This window comes from Streptomyces sp. HPF1205, assembly GCF_020400825.1.
GTDB lineage: Bacteria > Actinomycetota > Actinomycetes > Streptomycetales > Streptomycetaceae > Actinacidiphila.
The window spans coordinates 233459-253423 of the sequence record NZ_JAINVH010000010.1 but is presented as its reverse complement, the minus strand read 5'-3'; the positions used below and the strand labels follow the sequence as shown (position 1 = coordinate 253423).

Below are 19965 nucleotides of genomic sequence, written 5' to 3'. Positions count from 1 at the left end.
AGGGGAGTACGCCGCACCGGTGCACCCCCGGCCGCGCCTGCCTGCCGTCCGTCCCGGCGTCTTCCACCGAGCCGTCCCACCGCCGTCCACCGAGAAGGGGTACCCACGCCCATGCCCGCCACCACCGCCGTCGCACCGGCTCCCGCGACCCCCGCGGCTCCCCCTCCGGCCCCTGGCGCGGGTCCGCGTCCCGTGCGGCTCGCCCCGGCGGCGATCCCGGCGCAAGGGAGCCCGCCGGCCAACGGGTTCCCGGCGGCCGCCGCGAAGGCGCCGGTGGCCGCCGAGCCGCCCGAGGCCCCGCTCGTCGTGCCCCTGCTGCGGGTCGTGCGCGGCTCCGCCTCGGCCGATGAGATCGCCGCCGTCACCGCGGTCCTGCTGGCGCGGGCCGCCGCGGTGCGCGGCGCCGCCGGGACGGGGGAGGCCCTCACCTCCCGTCGGGCGGCGGCCCGCTGGCGCGTCACCGGCTTCTCCGGCGCCCGCGCCTGGAACGCCGACGCCCGTGACCTGCTGGCGGGCTGACCGCGGACCTCCGCCGCCCGCACCACCACACCCCGCGCCGCCACGGCGCCACGATGTCCGCGGCCCCACGCGCCCGTTCCGGCGCGTGGGGCCGCTTTTCGCGTGTCACCGGCCGGGCGCGGCATCCGGAGCCCATCGCGTTCCCGGACGAAACCCGGCCGCCCGGGAACCCCACCTTCCGGTGACATGCCCGCGGGCGGGCGCCCCGCGCACTCTCCATCCGTCACACTGAGTCAATGAGTCGTCACCGCAGGGTAACGAGGGCGATGCCGCTCGCCGTGCTGTCCGTCCTCGGCGCCGTACTGGCCGGCTGCGCCTCCGGCACAGGGGCCGAACCCGTCCGTGAGGACCCGCGGCACGCGGCGGCGCCGCCCGGACCCGCGGTGTCGGTCGCCGGGCGGACGACGGCGACGTATCGGGCGGCCGGTCCCCGGGGTGCGGCTCCGGAGGCCGCGCTGATGCGGCGCGTTGCCGGGGTGCTCAGGGCGCGGGCGGCGGCGTTCGGGCTGGACGGCCCCGTCGTCGCGGTGCGGGGTGCGACCGTCACCGTGACGGCGTCCGGCCCCGCCGCGGACGCGCTGCGGCAGATCGCCGCGACCGGCGACGCGGTGTTCCGCCCGGTCCTCGATCCCGCGGCCGTGCCGACCGCCCTGCGGCAGCGCTACGCGGCGCTCGACTGCGACACGGCGGACACGGCGGACACGCCGGCGTCCGCCGCCCCGCGGCTGCCCACCGTGGCGTGCCGCCGCGGCGGTCCGGCCGGCCGCGCCGAGAAGCTGGTCCTGGGTCCCGCGGCCCTGGACGGGACCGCCGTGAGCGGCGCGACCGCCGCCGATTCCACGGCCGGGGGCTGGGCCGTGGAGCTGCGGTTCACGGCGAGGGGCCGCGCCGCGCTCGCCGCCCTCACCGCAGGGCTCGCCCGGCGCCCCGCGCCCGCGAACCGGCTCGCCTTCCTCGTGGACGGCGCGGTGGTGTCCGCGCCCGCCGTCACCGCCGAGGACACCGCGGGCACGGCCCGGATCGGCGGTCTGACCCCGGCCTCGGCCCGCAACCTCGCCGCTCTCGTCGGCGGCGGCCCGCTGCCCGTGGGGCTGGCACTGGAGGACGTCACGACGACGTCGTCGTAGCCGGCGCCGCGCGGCGGCCCGTACCCCGTACGCGCGCTCAGTAGCGCAGCACCGCCGCTATGTGCCCGGAGTCCTCCAGCGAGCCGTCGGGCACGAAGTGGACGCGCGCGCCGGTGTCCAGGGCCTGCTCGGCGATCTCGTCGACGATGTCCTCGCGGGCGCCGCGCTCGTCGGGCGTGGCGGGCACCAGGTGGTCGCCCTCGGGGCGGACGATGGCGCGGTAGTCGTCCTCGATCGCGACCAGCGCGGCGCGGCCCTCGTTGACCGACTGCCAGACCTCGTCGACGCCGCCCGCGAAGGACTTGCGGCCACGGGCCGCGACCAGGTTGTCCAGCACCTCCCCGACCTGCTCCTCGTCCCGGGCGCGGGCGGCGTCGTCGAGCACCTTGCGCAGCGCCTCGCCCGGCCCGCCGGCCAGGCCGCCGTGGTGGATCCGCGCCACCGCCTCCTTGACCACCGGACCCGCCTCGTCGAGCGCCGCGAGCGCCTCGGTGTCCCCGATGACGTACAGCGGCCGGGGGTCGGCGGCCTGGACGGCGGCGGTCGCCTCGGTCACCTCGCGCATGAAGCGGCGGCTGTCCTCGCCGCCGAACGTGCCCGGCGTGTCGCCTATCCGCTCCTGCCGCTCCGGGTCGAAGGAGATCCGTGGCCGCTCCACCGGGAAGTGGCTGTCGATCTTCTCCGGCGGCCGGCCGCGGCCGCCGCTCCACATGGTCGCGATGTCGCCGGACACCGCCAGCGCCCAGAACGGCTGGTTGGCGGCGTGGGCCGCGACGAGGTTGCGGGTCAGGAAGGTCTGCGCGAGCAGCACCCGCGGCGGCACCGGGCGGTCCAGCGACCAGACGTGGTGCTCGCCCGGCGCGGCGAAGATCGCCACCCCGTCCTCCGCGTACGTCAGGTCCACCTCGGAGCCCGCCTGGTCGAGCTGGTTGATGACGTCGATCCGGTCGGAACGGGAGACCTCCGGGTCGTTGTGCACGGCGTCCTTGGCCTCCTCCAGGAGGTTCCGCAGGCGTACGGAGTCCTGGAACTGCGGGGGCTCGCGCCGGTGGGTGGGCAGCAGGACCGAGACGGCCGGGTATTTGCGCGGGCGCCGCAGTTCGGCGAGCGCGGCTGGGGTCAGCGGCTGGTGCATGGACGGCATGGCGGACCTTTCCGGCGACTACGTGCGAATCCCCTCACAGGTCTCTTTTGTCCCTTCCTGGATATATCAATGCGGCGCCATCCGCAGCCGCAGCCGTGGGGCGGGCGGGAAACGGGACGCGTTCGCGGGCCCGATCCGCGGGTGCGGTACCGTGGGCGCGCACGTGCGCCGCAGCGCGTACGGCCCGCGTACGGCGCGTACGCGTGAACCGCGCGAGAGCCGAGGAGGTGGGACCGATCACCGCCAGTCCACGACGGGTTCCCCCGCCGCCGGGCCGCGCGCTCTGAGCCGACCGCGACGAGACCGCCGGACCGGGACCGGGGAGCGCCCGCAGCTTCCCGAAAGGTCTCCATGCCGCACTTCGCCACACCCGCCCTCGAAGCCACCGTCACCGCCACCCTGCGAGCGGCCGGCTGCGTCTTCGCCGAGGACGAGGCACGCCTGCTGATCGCCGCCGCCCGCGACCCGCGCGAGGTCGCCGCCATGGCCCGGCGGCGGGCCGCCGGGCTCCCGCTGGAACACGTCCTCGGCTGGGCCGAGTTCGCGGGCCTGCGCGTCGCCGTCGACCCCGGCGTCTTCGTTCCCCGCCGCCGTACCGAGTTCCTGGTCGGCCGCGCCCTGGCCGCCTCCGCCGGTCCGCGGCCGGTGGTGCTCGACCTGTGCTGCGGGTCGGGCGCGGTCGGCGCCGCGCTGGCCGCGGCCCTGGGCGGCAGCGAACTGCACGCCGCCGACGTCGACCCGGCCGCCGTCCGCTGCGCCCGCCGCAACCTCGCGCCGTACGACGGGCGCGTGTACGAGGGCGACCTGTTCGAGCCGCTTCCCGCCGGGCTGCGCGGCCGGGTCGGCATCCTCGCCGCCAACGTGCCCTACGTGCCCACCGATTCGATCGCCCTCCTGCCGTCGGAGGCGCGCGACCACGAGGCCGTCACGGCCCTGGACGGCGGCCCGGACGGACTGGAGGTTCTGCGGCGCGTCGCCGCGCAGGCGCCGCGGTGGCTCGCGCCGGGCGGCACGGTGCTGTTCGAGACCAGCGAGCGCCAGGCCCCGGTCGCCGCCCGGATCGTCGGCGACGCCGGCCTCCTGCCGGCCGTGGCCGCCGACGAGGACCTCGGGGCCACGGTCGTGACGGGCACCAGGCCGCGGGCCTGAGCCGCCCGCGGCCCGCTCATTCCACCGGCCGGTCGGCGGGGCGCAGCCCCGCCGACCACTTCTCCTCGATGTTGCCGTACTTCCACACGGCCATGGCCACCGCCCAGGTGGCGAAGAACAGCCCGACGATGACATAGCCCACGACGTTGAGGTCCAGGCCGCCCACCCAGTCCCAGAACACGCCGTGCAGCCCCGCCTTGTCGCAGATCAGGCCGAGCAGTTCCACCGTCCCGATGATCAGCGCCACGGCGACCGCCAGGCCCGTGATGGTGAGGTTGTAGTAGACCTTCCGCACCGGCTTGGAGAACGCCCACTCGTAGGCGAAGTTCATGAACGAGCCGTCGATCGTGTCCAGCAGGCACATCCCGGCCGCGAACAGCACGGGCAGGCACACGATCGCGTACCAGGGCAGCCCGGAGGCCGCCCCCGACCCCGCCAGGACGAGCAGCGCGATCTCGGTGGCCGTGTCGAAGCCCAGGCCGAACAGCAGGCCCAGCGGGTACATGTGCCAGGGCTTGGTGACCGTCCGCGTCACCCGGCCCAGCAGCCGGTTCATCACACCGCGGTTGTTCAGGTGCTCCTCCAGCGCGGCCTCGTCGAAGTGGCCCTCGCGCATCCGCCGGAACACCTTCCAGATCCCCGACAGGATCAGCAGGTTGATGAACGCGATCAGGTACAGGAACGCGCCGGAGACGGTGGTGCCCACCCAGCCGGTGACGTCGTGCAGCCGTGAGCCGTCGTTCTCCACCGGGCCCGCCAGCGACCGCATCCCGAGCGAGAGCAGGACCGCGAGCGCGAACACGACGCTGGAGTGGCCGAGCGAGAACCAGAACCCCACCGAGAGCGGCCGCTTGCCCTCCTGCATCAGCTTGCGGGTGGTGTTGTCGATGGCGGCTATGTGGTCGGCGTCGAAGGCGTGCCGCATCCCCAGGGTGTACGCGGTGGCGCCGATGCCCACCCCGAAGGCGCCGGTGCCGACCCGGTAGTGGTGCGGCGCCACGATCGCCACCAGCGTGAACCAGCCGATGACATGCAGTGCCACGATGAAGGCGAACATGCCGCCGAGCCGGGTCCACTCCGCCCTCGTCATCGAGTCCAGCAGCCGTCGCCTGCGGGACCCGGCGGGAGCCGGGGGCGCTGTGGTGGTCATGCGATGCGTCCTCCGTCAGGGCAGCCGCGGAACTCTTGCCGCGTCAGACTACTAGTTGCAACTTATTCGCAATAAGGCCGGGCCTCCGCTTCTTACCCCGGCCGACCTGGCCCCATGCCGGCGCATCGCGATCATGTCCGGCACCGCCGCCGGACGTGATCGCGCCCGCCGGGCGCCCCGCGCGGGACGGCGCACCTCAGCTCCTCGCACGCTCCGGGCCTGTGCCAGACTCCCGACCGTGAAAGAGATCCACGTCATCGGCATCGGGGCCGGCGACCCGGACCAGTTGACCCTGCAGGCGGTACGGGAAATGGGCCGCGCCGACGTCTTCTTCCTGCTCGACAAGGGGGAGGACAAGGCCGGCCTCGTGGCCGCGCGCGAACTGCTGCTGGCCCGGCACGCCCGGCCCGGCCACCGCGTGGTGGTCGCCCGCGACCCGGAACGCGACCGTACGGCCCCCACGTCCGGCTACGTGGCCGCCGTCGACGACTGGCGCCGCCGCCGCGCCGGCATCTACCAGCGACTGATCGCGGAGGAGTTGGCCGACGACGAGCGCGGCGCCTTCCTGGTGTGGGGCGATCCGGCCCTGTACGACAGCACGGCGGGCATCCTCCAGGAGGTGCAGGCGCGCGGCGAGGTCGAGTTCAGCTGGACCGTGGTGCCCGGCATCAGCAGCGTCTCCACCCTCGCCGCCCGCCACCGCACGGGCCTGAACCAGGTGGGGCGCCCGATCCAGATCACCACCGGCCGCCGCCTGGCCGAGTCCGGCCTGCCCGACGGGGTGGACGACGTCGTCGTGATGCTCGACGCCCACCAGGCCTTCGCCCGCTTCACCGATCAGGACCTGCACATCCACTGGGGCGCCTACCTCGGCACCCCCGACGAGATCCTCATCAGCGGCCCCCTGGCCGACGTCGCCGACCGCATCCGCGCCACGCGCGCCGAGGCCCGCGCCAGGAACGGCTGGATCATGGACACCTACCTGCTGCGCAGGGCCGGACCGGCGGACGCGGAAGGGCCGGGAGGGCCGGGAGGGCCGGAAGGACCCGGTCCCGGACCGGCGACCGCGGACCCGGCCGGTGACGGCGTGGGAGCGGACCCGGCCGGTGACGGTGAGGCGGCGGGCGGGCCGTGACCCGGCGGGTGCTGGTGCTCGGCGGAACCGCGCAGGCCCGCGAGCTGGCCGAGCGGCTCGCGCGGGACGGCGGGTACGAGGTGGTCAGCTCGCTGGCCGGGCGGGTGGGGGAGCCGCGCTTGCCGCCCGGGCGGGTCAGGACCGGCGGCTTCGGGGGAGCGGAGGGGCTCGCCGCGTACCTCGCGGCCGAGCGGATCGACGCGCTGGTGGACGCCACGCACCCCTTCGCCGAGCGGATCACCGGCAACGCGGTCCGGGCCGCCGCCGGGACACGGGTGCCGCTGCTGGTGCTGCGGCGGCCCGGGTGGACCCAGGGCCCGGGCGACCGCTGGCACTGGGCCGACGACCTTCCGCAGGCGGCGGCGATGCTGCCCGGCCTCGGTCGCCGGGCCTTCCTCACCACCGGAAGGGGCGGCCTCGCCGCGTTCGCCGACCTCGACCTGTTCTTCCTCGTCCGTACCGTCGATCCGCCGCACCCCCCGCTGCCGCGCCACCACCGCCTGCTGCCGGCGCGCGGCCCGTTCACCGCCGAGGGCGAGCGCGCCCTGCTGCGCCGGCACCGCATCGACGTGCTGGTCACCAAGGACAGCGGGGGCGGGGCGACCGAACCCAAGCTCACCGCGGCCCGCGAGGTCGGCCTGCCCGTCGTCGTCGTCCGGCGCCCGCCCCCGCCGCGGGGCGTCCCCCTCACCCCCGACCCCGCCTCCGCCCTCGCCTGGCTGCGGCGCGCCGCGCCGCCCGACCCGCACGGGTGACCCGGGCGCCGCGCCGGTCACCGCGGGCGCACCGGCCGGCGCGCCCGCCCCCGGCAGGCGCGCGACCGCCGTCCGGGGGACAATGGACCTGCGTACGGCCCCTCACGACCCGGTCGGGAGGCAGACCAATGGACTATCCCGAGAACTACGAGCTGGTCTTCCAGGCCCCTGCCGTCGAGGACGACGTCGTCGTCGTCCACCGCACCGAGCGTTCCGGAGCGGGCGGCTACCCCATCTACGAGGACGACACGGGCATCGTGCGTGCCGAGATCAGCGCCAAGGGCGAGGTCCGCATGATGGCCAGCGGCGGCCACCAGGCCCCCGGCGTTCCGATGGCGGTGCGCAGCGTGCAGCACTGAGCGCGCCACCGCGCCGCGGGCGGCCCCGAAGCGCCCTCAGCGGGTCCGCCCGCCCTTCCCGTCCACCAGGATCGCCCGGTCGCGGGCCGCGACCACGGCCTTCGACAGGCTCCCGATGTCGTACGCGCCGTGGTGGCGGCGGCCGTTGACGAAGAACGTCGGCGTGCCCGAGACCCCGCTCAGATCCGCCGAGTCCACGTCCCGCGAGACCCGGTCGGCGCCCCGGCGCTGCTTGACCGCCTTCTCGAAGGTCTGCACGTCCAGGCCGATCTCCTCGGCGTGCGCCAGCAGGTGCTTGAACTTCAGCTCGTCCTGCCGGGAGATCAGCAGGTCGTGCATCTCCCAGAACTTGCCCTGCTCGGCCGCCGCCTCGGCCGCCTCGGAGGCCAGCTGGGCGTGCGGATGCACGTCGGTGAGCGGCAGGTGCCGCCACACGTAGCGCACGTCGCCGAAGTCGGCGAGCAGCCTGCGCACCACGCTCTCGGCCTGCCCGCAGTAGGGGCACTCGAAGTCGCCGTACTCCACGACCGTGACCGGGGCGTCCAGCGGGCCGCGGATGTGGTCGCGGGCGGGGTCGACGGGCTCGGCGAGGTCCACCAGCGAGTGCGCGGTGCCCAGCAGAGCCCGCGCCCGGCGCTCGGCCGGCAGCCGCTCGGTGACCAGGGCGACCGCCGTCGTGGCGAGCATCGCGAACACCACCGCGCTGAGCACGCCGATCTTCGCCTCCTCCAGTTCCCTGCCGTGGAAGGCCAGCGTCGCGATCAGCAGGGAGACGGTGAAGCCGACACCGGCGATGGTGCCGCCGCCCGTCACAGCCCCCCAGCCCACCGGCGGCCGCATCCGGCCCCGGCTCAGCCGGGTGGCCAGCGAGGCGGTGCCGACGATGCCGATCGGCTTGCCCAGCCCGTAGGCGACGAGGATGCCCAGTGTGATCGGCGAGGTGAAGGCGTCCGACAGCACCGAGGCGTTGATCCGGATGCCGGCGTTGGCCGCCGCGAACAGCGGCACGATCACATAGCTGCTCCACGGGTGCCACATCCGCTGCAGCCGCTCGTTGGGCGACAGCGCCTGGGCGATGCCCTGCCTGGCCTCCCGTTCCAGCTGGGCGGTCGGCTGCTCCCGGAAGGAGCGGAACAGGCCGGTGGCCCGCTCCAGGTTCTCCCGGGAGGCCGGGTAGGCGTACGACATCAGGCCCAGCAGCAGGCCCACCACCAGCGGGTCCACCCCGGAGTGCAGGAAGGCCACCCACGCGGCCACGCCCAGCGCCGCGTACACCAGTCCGCGCCGCACCCGGTACCGCCGCACCACCAGAACGACCAGCATCAGCCCGAGGCCGATCAGCAGCGGGGTCCAGTAGATGCGCGTGCTGTAGGCGGCGGCGATCACCACCAGGGCCACGAAGTCGTCCACCACCGCGACGGTCAGGATGAAGGTGTGCAGCCGCCGGGGGAAGCGGGAGCCGAGCAGCCCCAGCATGCCCAGCGCGAACGCGGTGTCGGTGGACATCGCGGTGCCCCAGCCGTGCGCGGAGGACCGCCCGGCGTTGATCGCCAGGTACAGGACGATCGGCACCAGCATGCCGCTGATCCCGGCCAGCAGCGGCAGCGGGATGCGCCGCCGGTCGCGCAGCTCGCCCAGGTCGAACTCGCGGCGCGCCTCCAGCCCCACCACCAGGAAGAACAGCGTCATCAGCCCGCTGTTGACCCACTCCCGCAGGTCCAGGTCGACACCCCAGTGGCCCAGCCGCACCGCCAGCCGCGTGGCCCACACCGTCGCGTAGCTTCCGGGCGCCACGTTCACCCAGATCAGCGCCGCGACCGCGGCCGCGACCAGGACCGCCGCGCTGCCGGTCTCGGTGCGGATGTACGCCCAGGCGGACGCGGCCGTCGTCCGGTCCCGGTCGGACCGGTCCGACCATCGCGACGCCAAGCCCCGCAGCATCCGGCCTCCTCAACTTTCGTCCGTCTGTTCCACACCCTGGCACGTCAGGGCCGCCGACGGCGTGTCGAACCGTAGTACGGACACCCCGGCCGCCGCGACGCCGGTGCCGCCCGGCCGCGCGGGGCCGGAACCGCCGGGGCCCGCGCGCGCGTATTCCGTACCGACCGGAGGTGATCGCGCGGGGGCCCCGGGTGGGAGGATGGACAAGGGTGGCGATGACCGGAAGGACGACGAGGGGCGGCCGTTGATGGCGCAGGACGAGGCCGTGATCGGTTGTACGGGGGAGCTGCTGATCGGCACCCGGGGACCTGCCGGGCCCGGCGAGGTCCTGGTGCGGGTCAGGGGCGGCACCGAGGCCTTTCTCGCCTGGTCCGACGAACCCCTGCCCAAGGGATCGACGGTGCTGGTGGTGGAGTCCCGAGGTACCCGCCAGGTGGACGTCATCGCCTGGGCCGACCCGCTGGACATCCCGCTCGGCTGAGCCGCGCACATGGTGCACATTTTGCACATAAGGAGACAAGATGTTCGGTTACCGCGTTCCCGCGCCCGACGAGGCGATGCTGATCTCGGGCGGTCGGCGAGGGCTTGGGGGTGCGCCGTTCAGGGTCGTGACCGGCCACGGCAAGTTCGTGCTGCCGATCTTCCGCAAGACCCGTTTCCTGACCTTGGCCATGTGCGAGGCCGAGGTCGCCGAGAAGTGCGTGACCCGGCAGGGCATCGCCCTGACCGTCAAGGCCGTCATCGCCTTCAAGGTCGGCAACGACCACGAGAGCATCGTCAACGCCGGCCAGCGGTTCCTGTCCGACCAGGACCAGATGGCGGTGCTGACCGGCCGGATCTTCGCCGGCCACCTGCGGGCCATCATCGGTTCGATGACCGTCGAGGAGATCGTCACCGAGCGGCAGAAGCTGGCCTCCGAGGTGCTGGAGACCTCCAAGTCGGAGATGGCCAAGATCGGGCTGACCGTCGACTCGCTGCAGATCCAGTCCATCGACGACGGCGACACCGGCTACATCGCGGCGATGTCCGCGCCGCACAAGGCGGCCATCCAGCGGCAGGCGCAGATCGCCCAGGCGCAGGCCACCCAGGCCTCCGTCGAGGCCCAGCAGGCCGCCGCCCGCAACCAGGCGGAGTACGCCCGGCAGACCGCCATAGTCCAGGCCGAGTACAACGCCGAGGTGGACCGCGCGCAGGCCAGGGCCGCGCAGGCCGGGCCGCTGGCCCAGGCGCACGCCCAGCAGGAGGTGCTGGCCGCCCAGACCGAGCTGGCGCTCAAGGCCGCCGAGCTGCGGCAGCAGCAGCTCGTGGCGGAGATCGTCAAGCCCGCCGAGGCAGAGGCGGAGCGCATCAGGGTGCTGGCCGTCGCCGAGGCCGAGCGGATGCGCATCCAGGCCGCCGCCGCCGCGTCCCACGACCGGGTGGCGCTGGAGCGGATGCTGATCGACCAGCTCCCGCAGATCGTGAAGGAGGCGGCGGGCGGCCTGTCCGGCGCCAACGTCAACGTCCTCAACGGTGCCGACGGCCTCAGCGAGATCGCCGCCGGCCTGGTCAGCCAGGGTCTGACCATCCTGGACTCGGTCCGCAAGAACCTCGGCGGAGCCGACGGCCAGAACCCCTCCTCCGCCCTGACGCTGCGCGGCTTCGCCTCGGGCGGCGACCGGAAGACCGACCCGGGCGCCAAGCGGGACGACGGCTCGGTCGACATCGACTGACATCCGCCGGAAGTCGCTGACGGCCGGCAGTCGCTGACAACCGGCGACGACCGGCGGCAGTCGCCGACCGCCGGCGGCGGTCGCTTCGGCCGGTGGCCGCAGCGGTGGCCGCCCGCGCCCGGCAGGGGGCGCGGGCGACCGCTCACCGCAGGTCGGCCACCCGCCGGATCTTCCCCACCGACCGCTCCAGCGTCCCCGGATCGACGACGGTGACCTCCGCGCTCACCCCGGCACCCTCCTTGACGCCGTCGGCCAGGGAGGCCGCCGCGGCCGCGCGCAGGGCCGGGTCGGTGAAGCCCTCCCGCGCCTCCGCGAACACCGCCATGTGGTCCAGCCGCCCGCGCCGGCTGACCTCGATCCGGAAGTGCGGCGCGATACCGGGCGTGGCCAGCACCAGCTCCTCGATCCGGCTCGGGAAGACGTTCACGCCACGTATGATGATCATGTCGTCGCAGCGCCCGGTCACCTTCTCCATCCGCCGGAACGCCGGCCGGGCCGTCCCCGGCAGCAGCCGCGTCAGGTCCCGCGTCCGGTACCGGATCACCGGCAGCGCCTCCTTGGTCAGCGAGGTGAACACCACCTCCCCGCGCTCGCCCTCGCCGAGCACCTCGTCGGTCAGCGGGTCGACCACCTCGGGCAGGAAGTGGTCCTCCCACACGTGCAGCCCGTCCTTGGTCTCCACGCACTCCTGCGCCACGCCGGGCCCCATGACCTCCGACAGGCCGTATATGTCGACCGCGTCGATGGCGAACCGCTCCTCGATCTCGGCACGCATCGCCTCCGTCCACGGCTCGGCCCCGAACACGCCCACCCGCAGCGAGGTGCCGCGCGGATCGACGCCCTGCCGCTCGAACTCGTCCAGCAGCGTGAGCATGTACGACGGGGTGACCATGATGATCTCGGGTTCGAGGTCGACGATCAGCCGCACCTGCCGGGACGTCATGCCGCCGGACGCGGGAATCACCGTGCACCCGGCGCGCTCCGCCCCGTAGTGCGCACCCAGCCCGCCGGTGAACAGCCCGTACCCGTAGGCGACGTGGACCTTGTGCCCGGGGCGCCCGCCCGCCGCCCGTATGGAACGCGCCACCACCTCGGCCCAGGTCTCCAGGTCCCGCTCGGTGTACCCCACGACGGTCGGCTGCCCGGTCGTCCCGCTGGAGGCGTGCAGCCGCCGCACCTGGTCCAGCGGCACCGCGAACATCCCGTACGGATAGCTGTCGCGCAGGTCCGCCTTGGTGGTGAACGGGAACCGGGCCAGGTCCTCCAGCGTGCGGCAGTCCTCGGGACGGACGTCCGCGGCGTCGAACTTCCGCCGGTAGAGCGGCACGTGCTCGTAGGCGTGGCGCAGCGTCCCGCGCAGCCGGTCCAGTTGCAGCGCCCGCAGTTCGTCCCGGTCCATCCGCTCCGCCGCGTCCAGCGGTCCGTACGGGACCGGGTCCGCGGCGCGGGCCCGCGCCGTGCCGCCGCTCATGCCGTTCTCCCTCGTGCTCCCGCCCGCGCCGCACGCCGCGTACCGCGTACCGCGTGTCGCGTACCGCGTGCCGACCGACCGTTCGGTACGATCCGTCACAGTCCATGATCCGGCATCCGCCCGGGCTGTCAAGGACGGGAGTCCGAGCGGGCCGGTGCCCCGCGGTCCCGCCGGGCCGGGCCCAGCGCGAGCAGCATCAGCGCGGCGGTGAGCGCGAAGGCCGCCGGAAAGCCGGTACCGGCCGCCACCGCGCCGCAGCCGACGGCGCCCGCCCCCATCCCGCCGTCGTAGGCGACGTTCCACAGCGCGCTCACCGTGCCGTACCCGTCGGCGGACACCCGCGTGTACATCAGCGTCAAGGTGGCGTTCTGCGTGATCCCGAAGCCCGCCCCGAACAGCGCCACCCCGGCGAGCACCGCCGTCGCGCTGCCGGTCAGGGCCGTCACGGCGAGCCCCGCCGCGCTCGCCAGCAGCCCGGGCAGGACCAGCCCGGCCGGCCCGCGCCGGTCGCCGATCCGGCCGGCGAACCAGCGCGCCGCCGTCGACGCGGCGGGCTGCACGAACAGCGCCGCGGCGACCAGCCCCGACATCGACGCGGGGACCGCCGCGGGCAGGAAGGTCACGATGACGCCCGCCCCGAGCGCGGTCGCGGCGAACACGGCGGTGGGCCGGGCCAGCGCCCCCGTCCGCATGCCGGCCACCACCCCGGCATGCCGCTTCTCCCGGTTCTCCCGGTTCTCCCGGTTTTCGCGGTTCTCGCGGTTCTCGCGGTTCTCCCGGCCGCCGGGCATCCCCGGCACCGCCGCCACGGCCACCAGCGCCGCCAGCCCGCCCGCCGCGCACACCGGCCCGTAGCCCACGCGCCCGGCCAGCCACACCCCCAGCGGCAGGCCGAGCAGCGACGGCACCCCCGACACGATCCCGGCCAGCGCCAGCCCCTCGCCCCGCCGCTCGGCGGGGATCAGCGAGGCGGTCAGCGCCCCGCCCGCCACCACGGTCAGCGCGAAGCCGAGGCCGCGCGCGAGGCACACCGCCGTGATCCACACCGCCGACCCGGAGACCGTCAGCACGAGCGCGGGCCCGCCCATCAGCGCCAGCCCGGCCGACAGCGCCCACCGGTACCCGAAGCGGGCGACCAGCCGCGGCGTAACCAGCTCGCCCAGCACCGTGGCCAGCATCAGCGACCCCGTCGCCAGGCCCGGGGCACCGCCGGACCCGGCGGCGTACAGCGGCACCACCGCCAGCAGCAGGAAGAAGCTGGAGGAGGCGCCGAGGACGGTGGCGAAGCGCAGCAGCAGCGCCCGGCTCAGCAGCGGCGGCCGGGCGGTGGCGGAGGGCGCCGCACAGGAGGTCGTGGTCATGTCCGCGACGCTACGAGCCCACCGGACCCCCGGTAAGCTCCATTTCCATGCCGCTGGAGTGGTCCGGTCTGTCGCCGGAACTTTTGCTCACGATCGACCGCGGCAGCGCCGAGGGCCTGCGCGCGCAGCTCGAACGCCAGATCAGGGACGCCGTCCGCACCGGGCGGCTGGAGGTCGGCGAACGCCTCCCGTCCTCCCGGGAGCTCGCCGCCCGGCTCGGCCTGTCCCGCGGCCTGGTTCAGGACTGCTACGCCCAACTGCGGTCCGAGGGGTACCTGGCCACCCGTGTCGGCGCCGCCACCACTGTCGCGGCCGGCGCCTGCCCCTCCCCGGCCCCCGTCCCGCCGCCGCCCGCCCCGCCGCGGCTGCTCGCCGACTTCCGCTCCGGCGTCCCCGACCTGTCGTCCTTCCCGCTGGCCGACTGGCTGTGGGCCACGCGCGAGGCCGGCCGCGCCATGGCCGTCACCGACCTCGACTACGGCGACCCGCGCGGCGCCCCGGCGCTGCGCGAGGTGCTGGCCGGATACCTGCGGCGGGTGCGCGCCGCGGCCGCCGACCCGCAGCGCCTGGTGGTCTGCTCCGGCTACGCCCAGGGCTTCGCCCTGACCCTGCGCGCCCTGGCCGCCACGGGGGTGCGCGTCCTTGCCTACGAGGACCCCGGTTCACCTGGGCCGACCCGCGCCGCCGCGGCCCGCGCGGGCATGACCGCCGTGCCCGTCCCCGTGGACGAGCACGGCATCGACGTCGCCGCCCTGGCCGCGACCGGCGCCGGGGCCGTCCTCGTCACCCCTGCCCACCAGTGGCCGACCGGCGTCGTCATGACCGCCGACCGCCGCCTCGCCCTCGCCGAATGGGCCGAGCGCACGGGCGGGTACGTCATCGAGGACGACTACGACGCCGAGTTCCGCTACGACCGCGAACCCGTCGGCGCCCTCCAGGGCCTGGCCGCCGACCGTGTCGTCGCCATCGGCACCGTCAGCAAGTCGCTGGCCCCCGCGCTGCGGATCGGCTGGCTGCTGTGCCCGCCCGCGCTCGTCGGCCTCGTCGTGACCGGTAAGCACCTGGACGACCGGGGTTCGCCCACCCTCGACCAGCTCGCCCTGGCCCGGCTCCTCGAATGCGGCCGTTACGACCGGCACCTGCGCCGGATGCGCGCCCTGTACGCCGCCCGCCGCGCCGCCCTGGTGGACGCTCTCGCCCGCCACGCCCCCGAGCTGCGCCTGACCGGCCTCGCCGCCGGGTTCCACGCCGTCCTCCACCTGCGCACCGCCGAGGAGCGGCACGTGGTCCGGCAGGCCCTGACCCGCCGGGTCGGCCTGTACGGCATGAGCGCCAACCGCACCACCGGCCGCGCCGACCCGCCCCGTCTGGTCCTCGGCTTCGGCAACGTCACCGAGCGCGCCGTCCCCGAGGGCATCGCGGCCGTGGCGGACCTGCTGCGCTGACGCGGCGGGCGGGCGGCGGCAGCGGGCGGGCGACCGTACCCGCGTGGACGGGGGCCGGCGGGCAGCGCCGCGGGCCGACGTATGCGGACGGGCCGGTTCCGCACAGTTCGACGCTCGGCTGGCGCAGCCGCGCGGGTCGCGGTAGGAATCGGAGATGTGCGAAGCCGCAGTCCGGCGGGCAGGCGGGAATCATCCGCCTGAGCCGGAGAAGGGACGGACACCGTGGCACGACCGAGGATCCTCGTGGTGGGCGCAGGCTTCGCCGGAGTGGCGTGCGTCAAACGCCTGGAACGCAAACTCGCCCCCGACGAGGCGGACCTGTCGCTGGTCACCCCGTTCTCCTACCAGCTCTATCTGCCGCTGCTGCCGCAGGTGGCGTCCGGCATCCTCACCCCGCAGTCCATCGCCGTCTCCCTGCGCCGCAGCCGCAAGTACCGCACCCGGATCATCCCCGGCGGCGCGATCGGCGTGGACGCCAAGGCGAAGGTCTGCGTGATCCGCACGATAACCGGCGACCTCGTCAACGAGCCCTACGACCACATCGTGCTCGCGCCGGGCAGCATCACCCGCACCTTCGACATCCCCGGGCTCGTCGACAACGCCCGCGGCATGAAGACCCTCGCCGAGGCCGCGTACATCCGCGACCACGTCATATCGCAGCTCGACATCGCCGACGCCAGCCAGGACCAGGCCGAGCGCGCCTCGCGCCTGCAGTTCGTGGTCGTCGGCGGCGGTTACGCGGGCACCGAGACCGCCGCCTGCCTGCAGCGCCTGACCACGGCCGCCGTCAAGCGCTACCCCCGCCTGGACCCCGCCCTCATCAAGTGGCACCTGATCGACATCGCCCCCAAGCTCATGCCGGAACTCGGCGAGAAACTCGGCCTGAGCGCCCAGGAGATCCTGCGCCGCCGGGGCATCGATATCTCCCTGGGCGTGTCCGTCGCCAAGGCCGGGCCCCAGGAGGTGACCTTCACCGACGGCCGGGTGGTCCCCACCCGCACCCTCATCTGGACCGCCGGCGTCGTGGCCAGCCCGCTCATGGCCACGCTGGGCGCGCAGACGGTACGCGGACGCCTCGCCGTCACCGCCGAGATGACCGTGCCCGGCCTCGATGGCGTGTTCGCCCTCGGCGACGCCGCCGCCGTGCCCGACGTGGCCAAGGACGAGGAGGGCGCCATCTGCCCGCCCACCGCCCAGCACGCCATGCGCCAGGGCCGCAGGGTCGCCGACAACGTCATCGCGACCATCCGCCGGCAGCCGCTGCGGCCGTACGTCCACAAGGACCTCGGGCTGGTCGTCGACCTCGGCGGCAGGGACGCCGTCTCCAAGCCCCTGGGCGTCGAACTGCGCGGACTGCCCGCCCAGGCCGTCGCCCGCGGCTACCACTGGTCGGCGCTGCGCACCAACGTCGCCAAGACCCGCGTGCTGACCAACTGGGTGCTCAACGCCCTCGCCGGCGACGACTTCGTCCGCACCGGCTTCCAGGCCCGCGTCCCGGCCACGCTGCGCGACTTCGAGTACAGCGACGCCTACCTCAGCCCGGACGAACTCCGCGAACGCATCGGCGGTGATCCGGCCGGACCCGGGCAGTGACGGTACGGGGGGCCGCCCGCCGCGGCCGCCGCGCACCACCCGGCGCGGTCACCGAGCCGCGGGCGGCCCCCCGCCGTCCCCGTTCCCCGCGTTCCCCGCGTGATCCGCCCGCTCCCCGCCGCTCCCGTTCTCCTGGAGGCGGAACCACACCGTCTTGCCCTCCGACTCCGGCCGTACGCTCCACTCGCCGGACAGGATGTCCAGCAGCATCAGGCCCCGCCCGGAGGACGCCAGTTCCCCCGGCGTCCGCTGGTGCGGCAGTTCGTCGCCGCGGTCGGTGACCTCGACCACCAGCTCGCGCCGGCCCGGCTCCCCGTGGACCGAGGCGCACAGCACGGCGGTCTGGTCGGTGTGCATCAGCACGTTGCCCACCAGCTCGGAGGCCAGCAGCACCGCGGTGTCCACCTGGTCCGGCTGCGCCCAGTCGTGCAGCAGCGCCTGCAGCTCCGCCCGGGCCTCCGCCAGGCCCTGCCCCTGGTCCTGCTCGATCGTCAGCATCAGCCGGCGCTCGGGTACCGCGGGCGCGGGCACCCCGATGTCGCGGCGCAGCAGCAGCAGGGCGATGTCGTCCTCGTTGCGAGGCGACAGGGGCCCCCGCGCGTCAAGCTCCGGCGGGACGCGCCCGGCCGTCCGGTCCTCCCGGCCGCTCGCCGCCCCCGGCGCCTGCACCGTCCGGATCAGCCGGTCCGCCATGCCCTCCAGGTCGTCCGCGGGACCGGGCGTCATGGTGTCCCTGACGCGCACCCAGCCGCTGAACATGTCGTGCCCGCCGGTCTCGATCAGCCCGTCCGTGCACAGCATCATGATCTCGCCGAACCGCAGCTCCAGGTCGGTGACCGGGTAGTCGTGCTCCTCCGGCATCAGCCCCAGCGGCAGCCCGCCGCGCACGTGCCTGATCACGCACGTGCCGTCCGGCAGCCGCAGCACCGGGTGCGGATGACCCGCCCGGGCGATGTGCAGCATCCCCGCGGCCGGCTCGGCCTCGATGTACAGGCAGGTCGCGAACCGGTCCTCGTCCAGCGCGGTCAGGAAGCGGGAGGCCCGCGCCAGCACCGCGTCCGGCCCGTGGCCCTCGGCCGCGTACGCGTGCACGGCCGTCCGCAGTTGCGCCATCAGCCCGGCCGCGTGCACGTCGTGCCCCTGGACGTCCCCGATCACCAGCGCCAGCCGCCCGCCCGGCAGGTTGATGACGTCGTACCAGTCCCCGCCGACCACCAGCCCGCCGCCCGTCGGCACGTACCGGGTGGCCACGCTGAGCCCGGGCTCCTCCGGCGGCGCCGACCCCATGCTGCGCCGCAGGCCCCGCGACAGCGCCAGCTCCGCCGTGCTGGTGCGGGTCCGCTCCAGGGCCTGCGCGACCAGCCGCGCCACCTCCACCAGCAGGCCGCGCTCGTCCGCGGTGAACCGCATCGGGGTACGGAACGCCGCCATCAGCACCCCGGTGAGCCGCCCCGCCGTCACCAGGGGCAGGAAGGCCCACGCGGCGCGGCCGTGCCGCTCGGCGAGCGGCCAGGTGGCCGCGAACCGCCGCTTGTACTGCGCCGCCGACGACAGGAAGACCGGCCGGCCGGTGCCGAGCACCTCCGTCGCCGGGAAGCGGGCGGTCACCGGCATGCGGAACACCTGCTCCGCCCCGCCGCGCCGGTAGCCGCTCTGCCCCAGCACGTTCAGGAACTTCTCGGTCACGCCGAAGACCACCAGGCCGTCGAGCGGGAAGTCCGGGGTCGAAAGGCGCCGCAGCGCCCGCAGCCCGTCCCCCAGCCGGTCGGCCTCCGCCAGCGCGTGGCCGGTCTCCAGCAGGAGGGTCTCGCGGCCGCGGGCCGGGTCCTGACCCGGTCCGGCGTTCGAGGAGGAGGCCGCGGATCCGCCGGGAGCGGACGCCGGGGACGCGGACACGGGCGGGTCCGGGCCCGCCCCGCCCGTGTCCGTACCCGGGTCCCCCCGGTCGTCCGGGCCGGCCGCCGCGTCCGGCCGCCCCTCGCCCGCCGCCGACCGGCCGTCCGGTCCGATCCGGTTCAGCGCCTCGATCTGCCGCAGCTCCGCGGTGTCCGTCCGATCGCCCGGCGCCGGAGCGTCTCCTGCCTTGCCCACCATCCGGCGCCCTCTCGCCCGGCTGTGATCATGTCCCGCCCCGTCCCGTGGTTCCATGCTCCGCCGCGACCGCCCACCTCGCACTCGGAGCACGCCGGGGCGGCGGTCCGATGGGGCTGCCGGACCCGGCCGCGGGCGGGCACCGGCGGCACGGTGGGGCCGATGTGACCGCCGCCCCCGCGGCTTGGCATGATCGGTGCTGTGGTTGAGCGCATCATCGCCGCGTGTGACGGGGCATCCAAGGGAAATCCGGGTCCGGCCGCCTGGGCATGGGTCATCGCCGACGACGGGGGCGAGCCCACCCGCTGGGAGGCGGGCCCGCTCGGCGTGGCGACCAACAACGTCGCCGAGCTGACGGCCCTGGAACGCCTGCTGTCGGCCGCCGACCCCGCCGCGCCCCTGGAGATCCGCATGGACTCCCAGTACGCGATGAACGCCGTCACCACCTGGCTGCCCAACTGGAAGCGCAAGGGCTGGCGTACCGCGGCCGGCAAACCCGTCGCCAACCAGGAGCTCGTCGTACGCATCGACGCGCTGCTGGGCGGTCGCGACATCGAGTTCCGCTACGTCCCCGCCCACCAGGTCGGCGGGGACCGCCTCAACGACTTCGCCGACCGCGCCGCCAGCCACGCGGCCGTCGTCCAGGAGCCGGCGGGCAGCGCCGCGGGCTCGCCCCCACCGCCGCTGTCCGCCACCACCTCACGGGCGCCGCGCGGCGGCGGGGGACGGACGGGCTCCGCGCGCCCCGGCAAGGCGTCCAGCGGCGGGGCGTCCAGCGGCGGGGCGTCCGGCTCCTCGTCGTCGGGGTCCTCCGGGGCGGGCCCGGCACGCACCCTGAAGGCCAAGTACGCCGGACGGTGCCGGTGCGGACGCCCGTACGCCGCCGGCGAGCTCATCGCCAAGAACCCCGACGGATGGGGCCACCCCGACTGCCGCTGACGGCCGCCCCGGCCGGGACGAAGCACGGGACGCCAGGCGGGCCGGTACGCGGCCGGACGCCCGGAGCGCCGGCG

Annotated in this window: 17 protein-coding genes; 11 read left to right on the top strand and 6 right to left on the bottom strand. The window is 75.1% G+C overall.

Annotated elements, in window-relative coordinates:
- Positions 1-111 precede the first annotated feature (111 nt).
- Both K7G61_RS14600 and K7G61_RS14595 read left to right on the top strand, forming a co-directional pair.
- Positions 112-519, top strand: a complete 408-nt coding sequence (locus K7G61_RS14600; RefSeq protein ID WP_263984354.1) for an acyl-CoA carboxylase epsilon subunit — start codon at positions 112-114, stop codon at positions 517-519.
- 266 nt (positions 520-785) lie between these two features.
- Positions 786-1646: a hypothetical protein gene (locus tag K7G61_RS14595; RefSeq protein WP_225847214.1), complete on the top strand. Its 861-nt coding sequence runs from the start codon at positions 786-788 to the stop codon at positions 1644-1646.
- 37 nt (positions 1647-1683) lie between these two features.
- Here the strand turns inward: K7G61_RS14595 and K7G61_RS14590 are convergent, their stop codons facing one another.
- Positions 1684-2781: a chemotaxis protein gene (locus tag K7G61_RS14590; protein ID WP_225847237.1), complete on the bottom strand. Its 1098-nt coding sequence runs from the start codon at positions 2779-2781 to the stop codon at positions 1684-1686.
- A gap of 360 nt (positions 2782-3141) precedes the next feature.
- Between K7G61_RS14590 and K7G61_RS14585 the strand changes: the two genes are divergently transcribed.
- The gene (locus K7G61_RS14585; protein WP_225847213.1) at positions 3142-3939 is read left to right on the top strand and encodes a putative protein N(5)-glutamine methyltransferase; all 798 of its coding nucleotides are present in this window, start codon (positions 3142-3144) and stop codon (positions 3937-3939) included.
- 16 nt (positions 3940-3955) lie between these two features.
- Here K7G61_RS14585 and K7G61_RS14580 read toward each other — a convergent pair whose 3' ends face one another.
- Complete coding sequence (locus tag K7G61_RS14580; protein ID WP_225847212.1) at positions 3956-5089, bottom strand: HoxN/HupN/NixA family nickel/cobalt transporter; 1134 nt, start codon at positions 5087-5089, stop codon at positions 3956-3958.
- Between the two features lie 238 nt (positions 5090-5327).
- On the opposite strand from K7G61_RS14580, the gene cobF reads away from it, so the two are divergent.
- From cobF to K7G61_RS14565, 3 genes are all read left to right on the top strand, one after another.
- Positions 5328-6224, top strand: coding sequence for a precorrin-6A synthase (deacetylating) (gene cobF, locus K7G61_RS14575; RefSeq protein ID WP_225847211.1), 897 nt, complete (start codon positions 5328-5330; stop codon positions 6222-6224).
- The gene (locus K7G61_RS14570) at positions 6221-6979 is read left to right on the top strand and encodes a cobalt-precorrin-6A reductase (RefSeq protein ID WP_225847210.1); all 759 of its coding nucleotides are present in this window, start codon (positions 6221-6223) and stop codon (positions 6977-6979) included. Before cobF ends, K7G61_RS14570 begins: the two co-directional genes overlap by 4 nt.
- A gap of 128 nt (positions 6980-7107) precedes the next feature.
- Complete coding sequence (locus tag K7G61_RS14565) at positions 7108-7338, top strand: DUF6296 family protein (RefSeq protein WP_225847209.1); 231 nt, start codon at positions 7108-7110, stop codon at positions 7336-7338.
- 36 nt (positions 7339-7374) lie between these two features.
- Here the strand turns inward: K7G61_RS14565 and nhaA are convergent, their stop codons facing one another.
- Positions 7375-9279, bottom strand: coding sequence for a Na+/H+ antiporter NhaA (gene nhaA, locus K7G61_RS14560; RefSeq protein ID WP_225847208.1), 1905 nt, complete (start codon positions 9277-9279; stop codon positions 7375-7377).
- A 247-nt stretch (positions 9280-9526) separates the two neighbouring features.
- Here nhaA and K7G61_RS14555 point away from each other — a divergent pair, with 247 nt between their 5' ends.
- A complete protein-coding gene (locus tag K7G61_RS14555) occupies positions 9527-9760 on the top strand; it encodes a hypothetical protein (RefSeq protein ID WP_225847236.1) in 234 nt (77 codons plus the stop codon).
- A gap of 40 nt (positions 9761-9800) precedes the next feature.
- Complete coding sequence (locus K7G61_RS14550) at positions 9801-10991, top strand: flotillin family protein (RefSeq protein ID WP_225847207.1); 1191 nt, start codon at positions 9801-9803, stop codon at positions 10989-10991.
- A gap of 142 nt (positions 10992-11133) precedes the next feature.
- On the opposite strand, the gene paaK is transcribed toward K7G61_RS14550, so the two are convergent.
- Together paaK and K7G61_RS14540 are read right to left on the bottom strand one after the other, a co-directional pair.
- The gene (paaK, locus tag K7G61_RS14545; RefSeq protein WP_374204132.1) at positions 11134-12390 is read right to left on the bottom strand and encodes a phenylacetate--CoA ligase PaaK; all 1257 of its coding nucleotides are present in this window, start codon (positions 12388-12390) and stop codon (positions 11134-11136) included.
- Positions 12391-12590: 200 nt separating this feature from the next.
- Positions 12591-13823 carry an MFS transporter gene (locus K7G61_RS14540; RefSeq protein WP_225847205.1) on the bottom strand — a complete coding sequence of 411 codons (1233 nt, stop codon included), beginning with the start codon at positions 13821-13823 and terminating at the stop codon, positions 12591-12593.
- A gap of 47 nt (positions 13824-13870) precedes the next feature.
- Between K7G61_RS14540 and K7G61_RS14535 the strand changes: the two genes are divergently transcribed.
- Together K7G61_RS14535 and K7G61_RS14530 are read left to right on the top strand one after the other, a co-directional pair.
- Positions 13871-15268 (top strand): PLP-dependent aminotransferase family protein, encoded by a 1398-nt coding sequence (locus K7G61_RS14535; protein WP_225847204.1) that lies wholly within the window; start codon positions 13871-13873, stop codon positions 15266-15268.
- Between the two features lie 222 nt (positions 15269-15490).
- On the top strand, positions 15491-16861 hold the full coding sequence (locus tag K7G61_RS14530; RefSeq protein ID WP_225847203.1) for an FAD-dependent oxidoreductase: 1371 nt from the start codon (positions 15491-15493) through the stop codon (positions 16859-16861).
- A 48-nt stretch (positions 16862-16909) separates the two neighbouring features.
- On the opposite strand, the gene K7G61_RS14525 is transcribed toward K7G61_RS14530, so the two are convergent.
- Positions 16910-18955: a SpoIIE family protein phosphatase gene (locus K7G61_RS14525; RefSeq protein WP_225847202.1), complete on the bottom strand. Its 2046-nt coding sequence runs from the start codon at positions 18953-18955 to the stop codon at positions 16910-16912.
- A 186-nt stretch (positions 18956-19141) separates the two neighbouring features.
- Here K7G61_RS14525 and K7G61_RS14520 point away from each other — a divergent pair, with 186 nt between their 5' ends.
- Complete coding sequence (locus tag K7G61_RS14520; protein ID WP_225847201.1) at positions 19142-19891, top strand: ribonuclease H; 750 nt, start codon at positions 19142-19144, stop codon at positions 19889-19891.
- The last annotated feature ends 74 nt before the right edge of the window (positions 19892-19965 follow it).

Excerpts from the sequence above, each read along its gene's own strand:
- K7G61_RS14520 (WP_225847201.1), top strand. The coding sequence starts at position 19,142 with ATGATCGGTGCTGTGGTTGAGCGCATCATCGCCGCGTGTGACGGGGCA.
- K7G61_RS14600 (WP_263984354.1), top strand. The coding sequence starts at position 112 with ATGCCCGCCACCACCGCCGTCGCACCGGCTCCCGCGACCCCCGCGGCT.
- K7G61_RS14525 (WP_225847202.1), bottom strand. The coding sequence starts at position 18,955 with ATGGTGGGCAAGGCAGGAGACGCTCCGGCGCCGGGCGATCGGACGGAC.
- K7G61_RS14555 (WP_225847236.1), top strand. The coding sequence starts at position 9,527 with ATGGCGCAGGACGAGGCCGTGATCGGTTGTACGGGGGAGCTGCTGATC.
- nhaA (WP_225847208.1), bottom strand. The coding sequence starts at position 9,279 with ATGCTGCGGGGCTTGGCGTCGCGATGGTCGGACCGGTCCGACCGGGAC.
- K7G61_RS14540 (WP_225847205.1), bottom strand. The coding sequence starts at position 13,823 with ATGACCACGACCTCCTGTGCGGCGCCCTCCGCCACCGCCCGGCCGCCG.
- K7G61_RS14580 (WP_225847212.1), bottom strand. The coding sequence starts at position 5,089 with ATGACCACCACAGCGCCCCCGGCTCCCGCCGGGTCCCGCAGGCGACGG.
- K7G61_RS14550 (WP_225847207.1), top strand. The coding sequence starts at position 9,801 with ATGTTCGGTTACCGCGTTCCCGCGCCCGACGAGGCGATGCTGATCTCG.
- K7G61_RS14565 (WP_225847209.1), top strand. The coding sequence starts at position 7,108 with ATGGACTATCCCGAGAACTACGAGCTGGTCTTCCAGGCCCCTGCCGTC.
- paaK (WP_374204132.1), bottom strand. The coding sequence starts at position 12,390 with ATGGACCGGGACGAACTGCGGGCGCTGCAACTGGACCGGCTGCGCGGG.
- K7G61_RS14595 (WP_225847214.1), top strand. The coding sequence starts at position 786 with ATGCCGCTCGCCGTGCTGTCCGTCCTCGGCGCCGTACTGGCCGGCTGC.
- K7G61_RS14590 (WP_225847237.1), bottom strand. The coding sequence starts at position 2,781 with ATGCACCAGCCGCTGACCCCAGCCGCGCTCGCCGAACTGCGGCGCCCG.
- K7G61_RS14535 (WP_225847204.1), top strand. The coding sequence starts at position 13,871 with ATGCCGCTGGAGTGGTCCGGTCTGTCGCCGGAACTTTTGCTCACGATC.
- K7G61_RS14585 (WP_225847213.1), top strand. The coding sequence starts at position 3,142 with ATGCCGCACTTCGCCACACCCGCCCTCGAAGCCACCGTCACCGCCACC.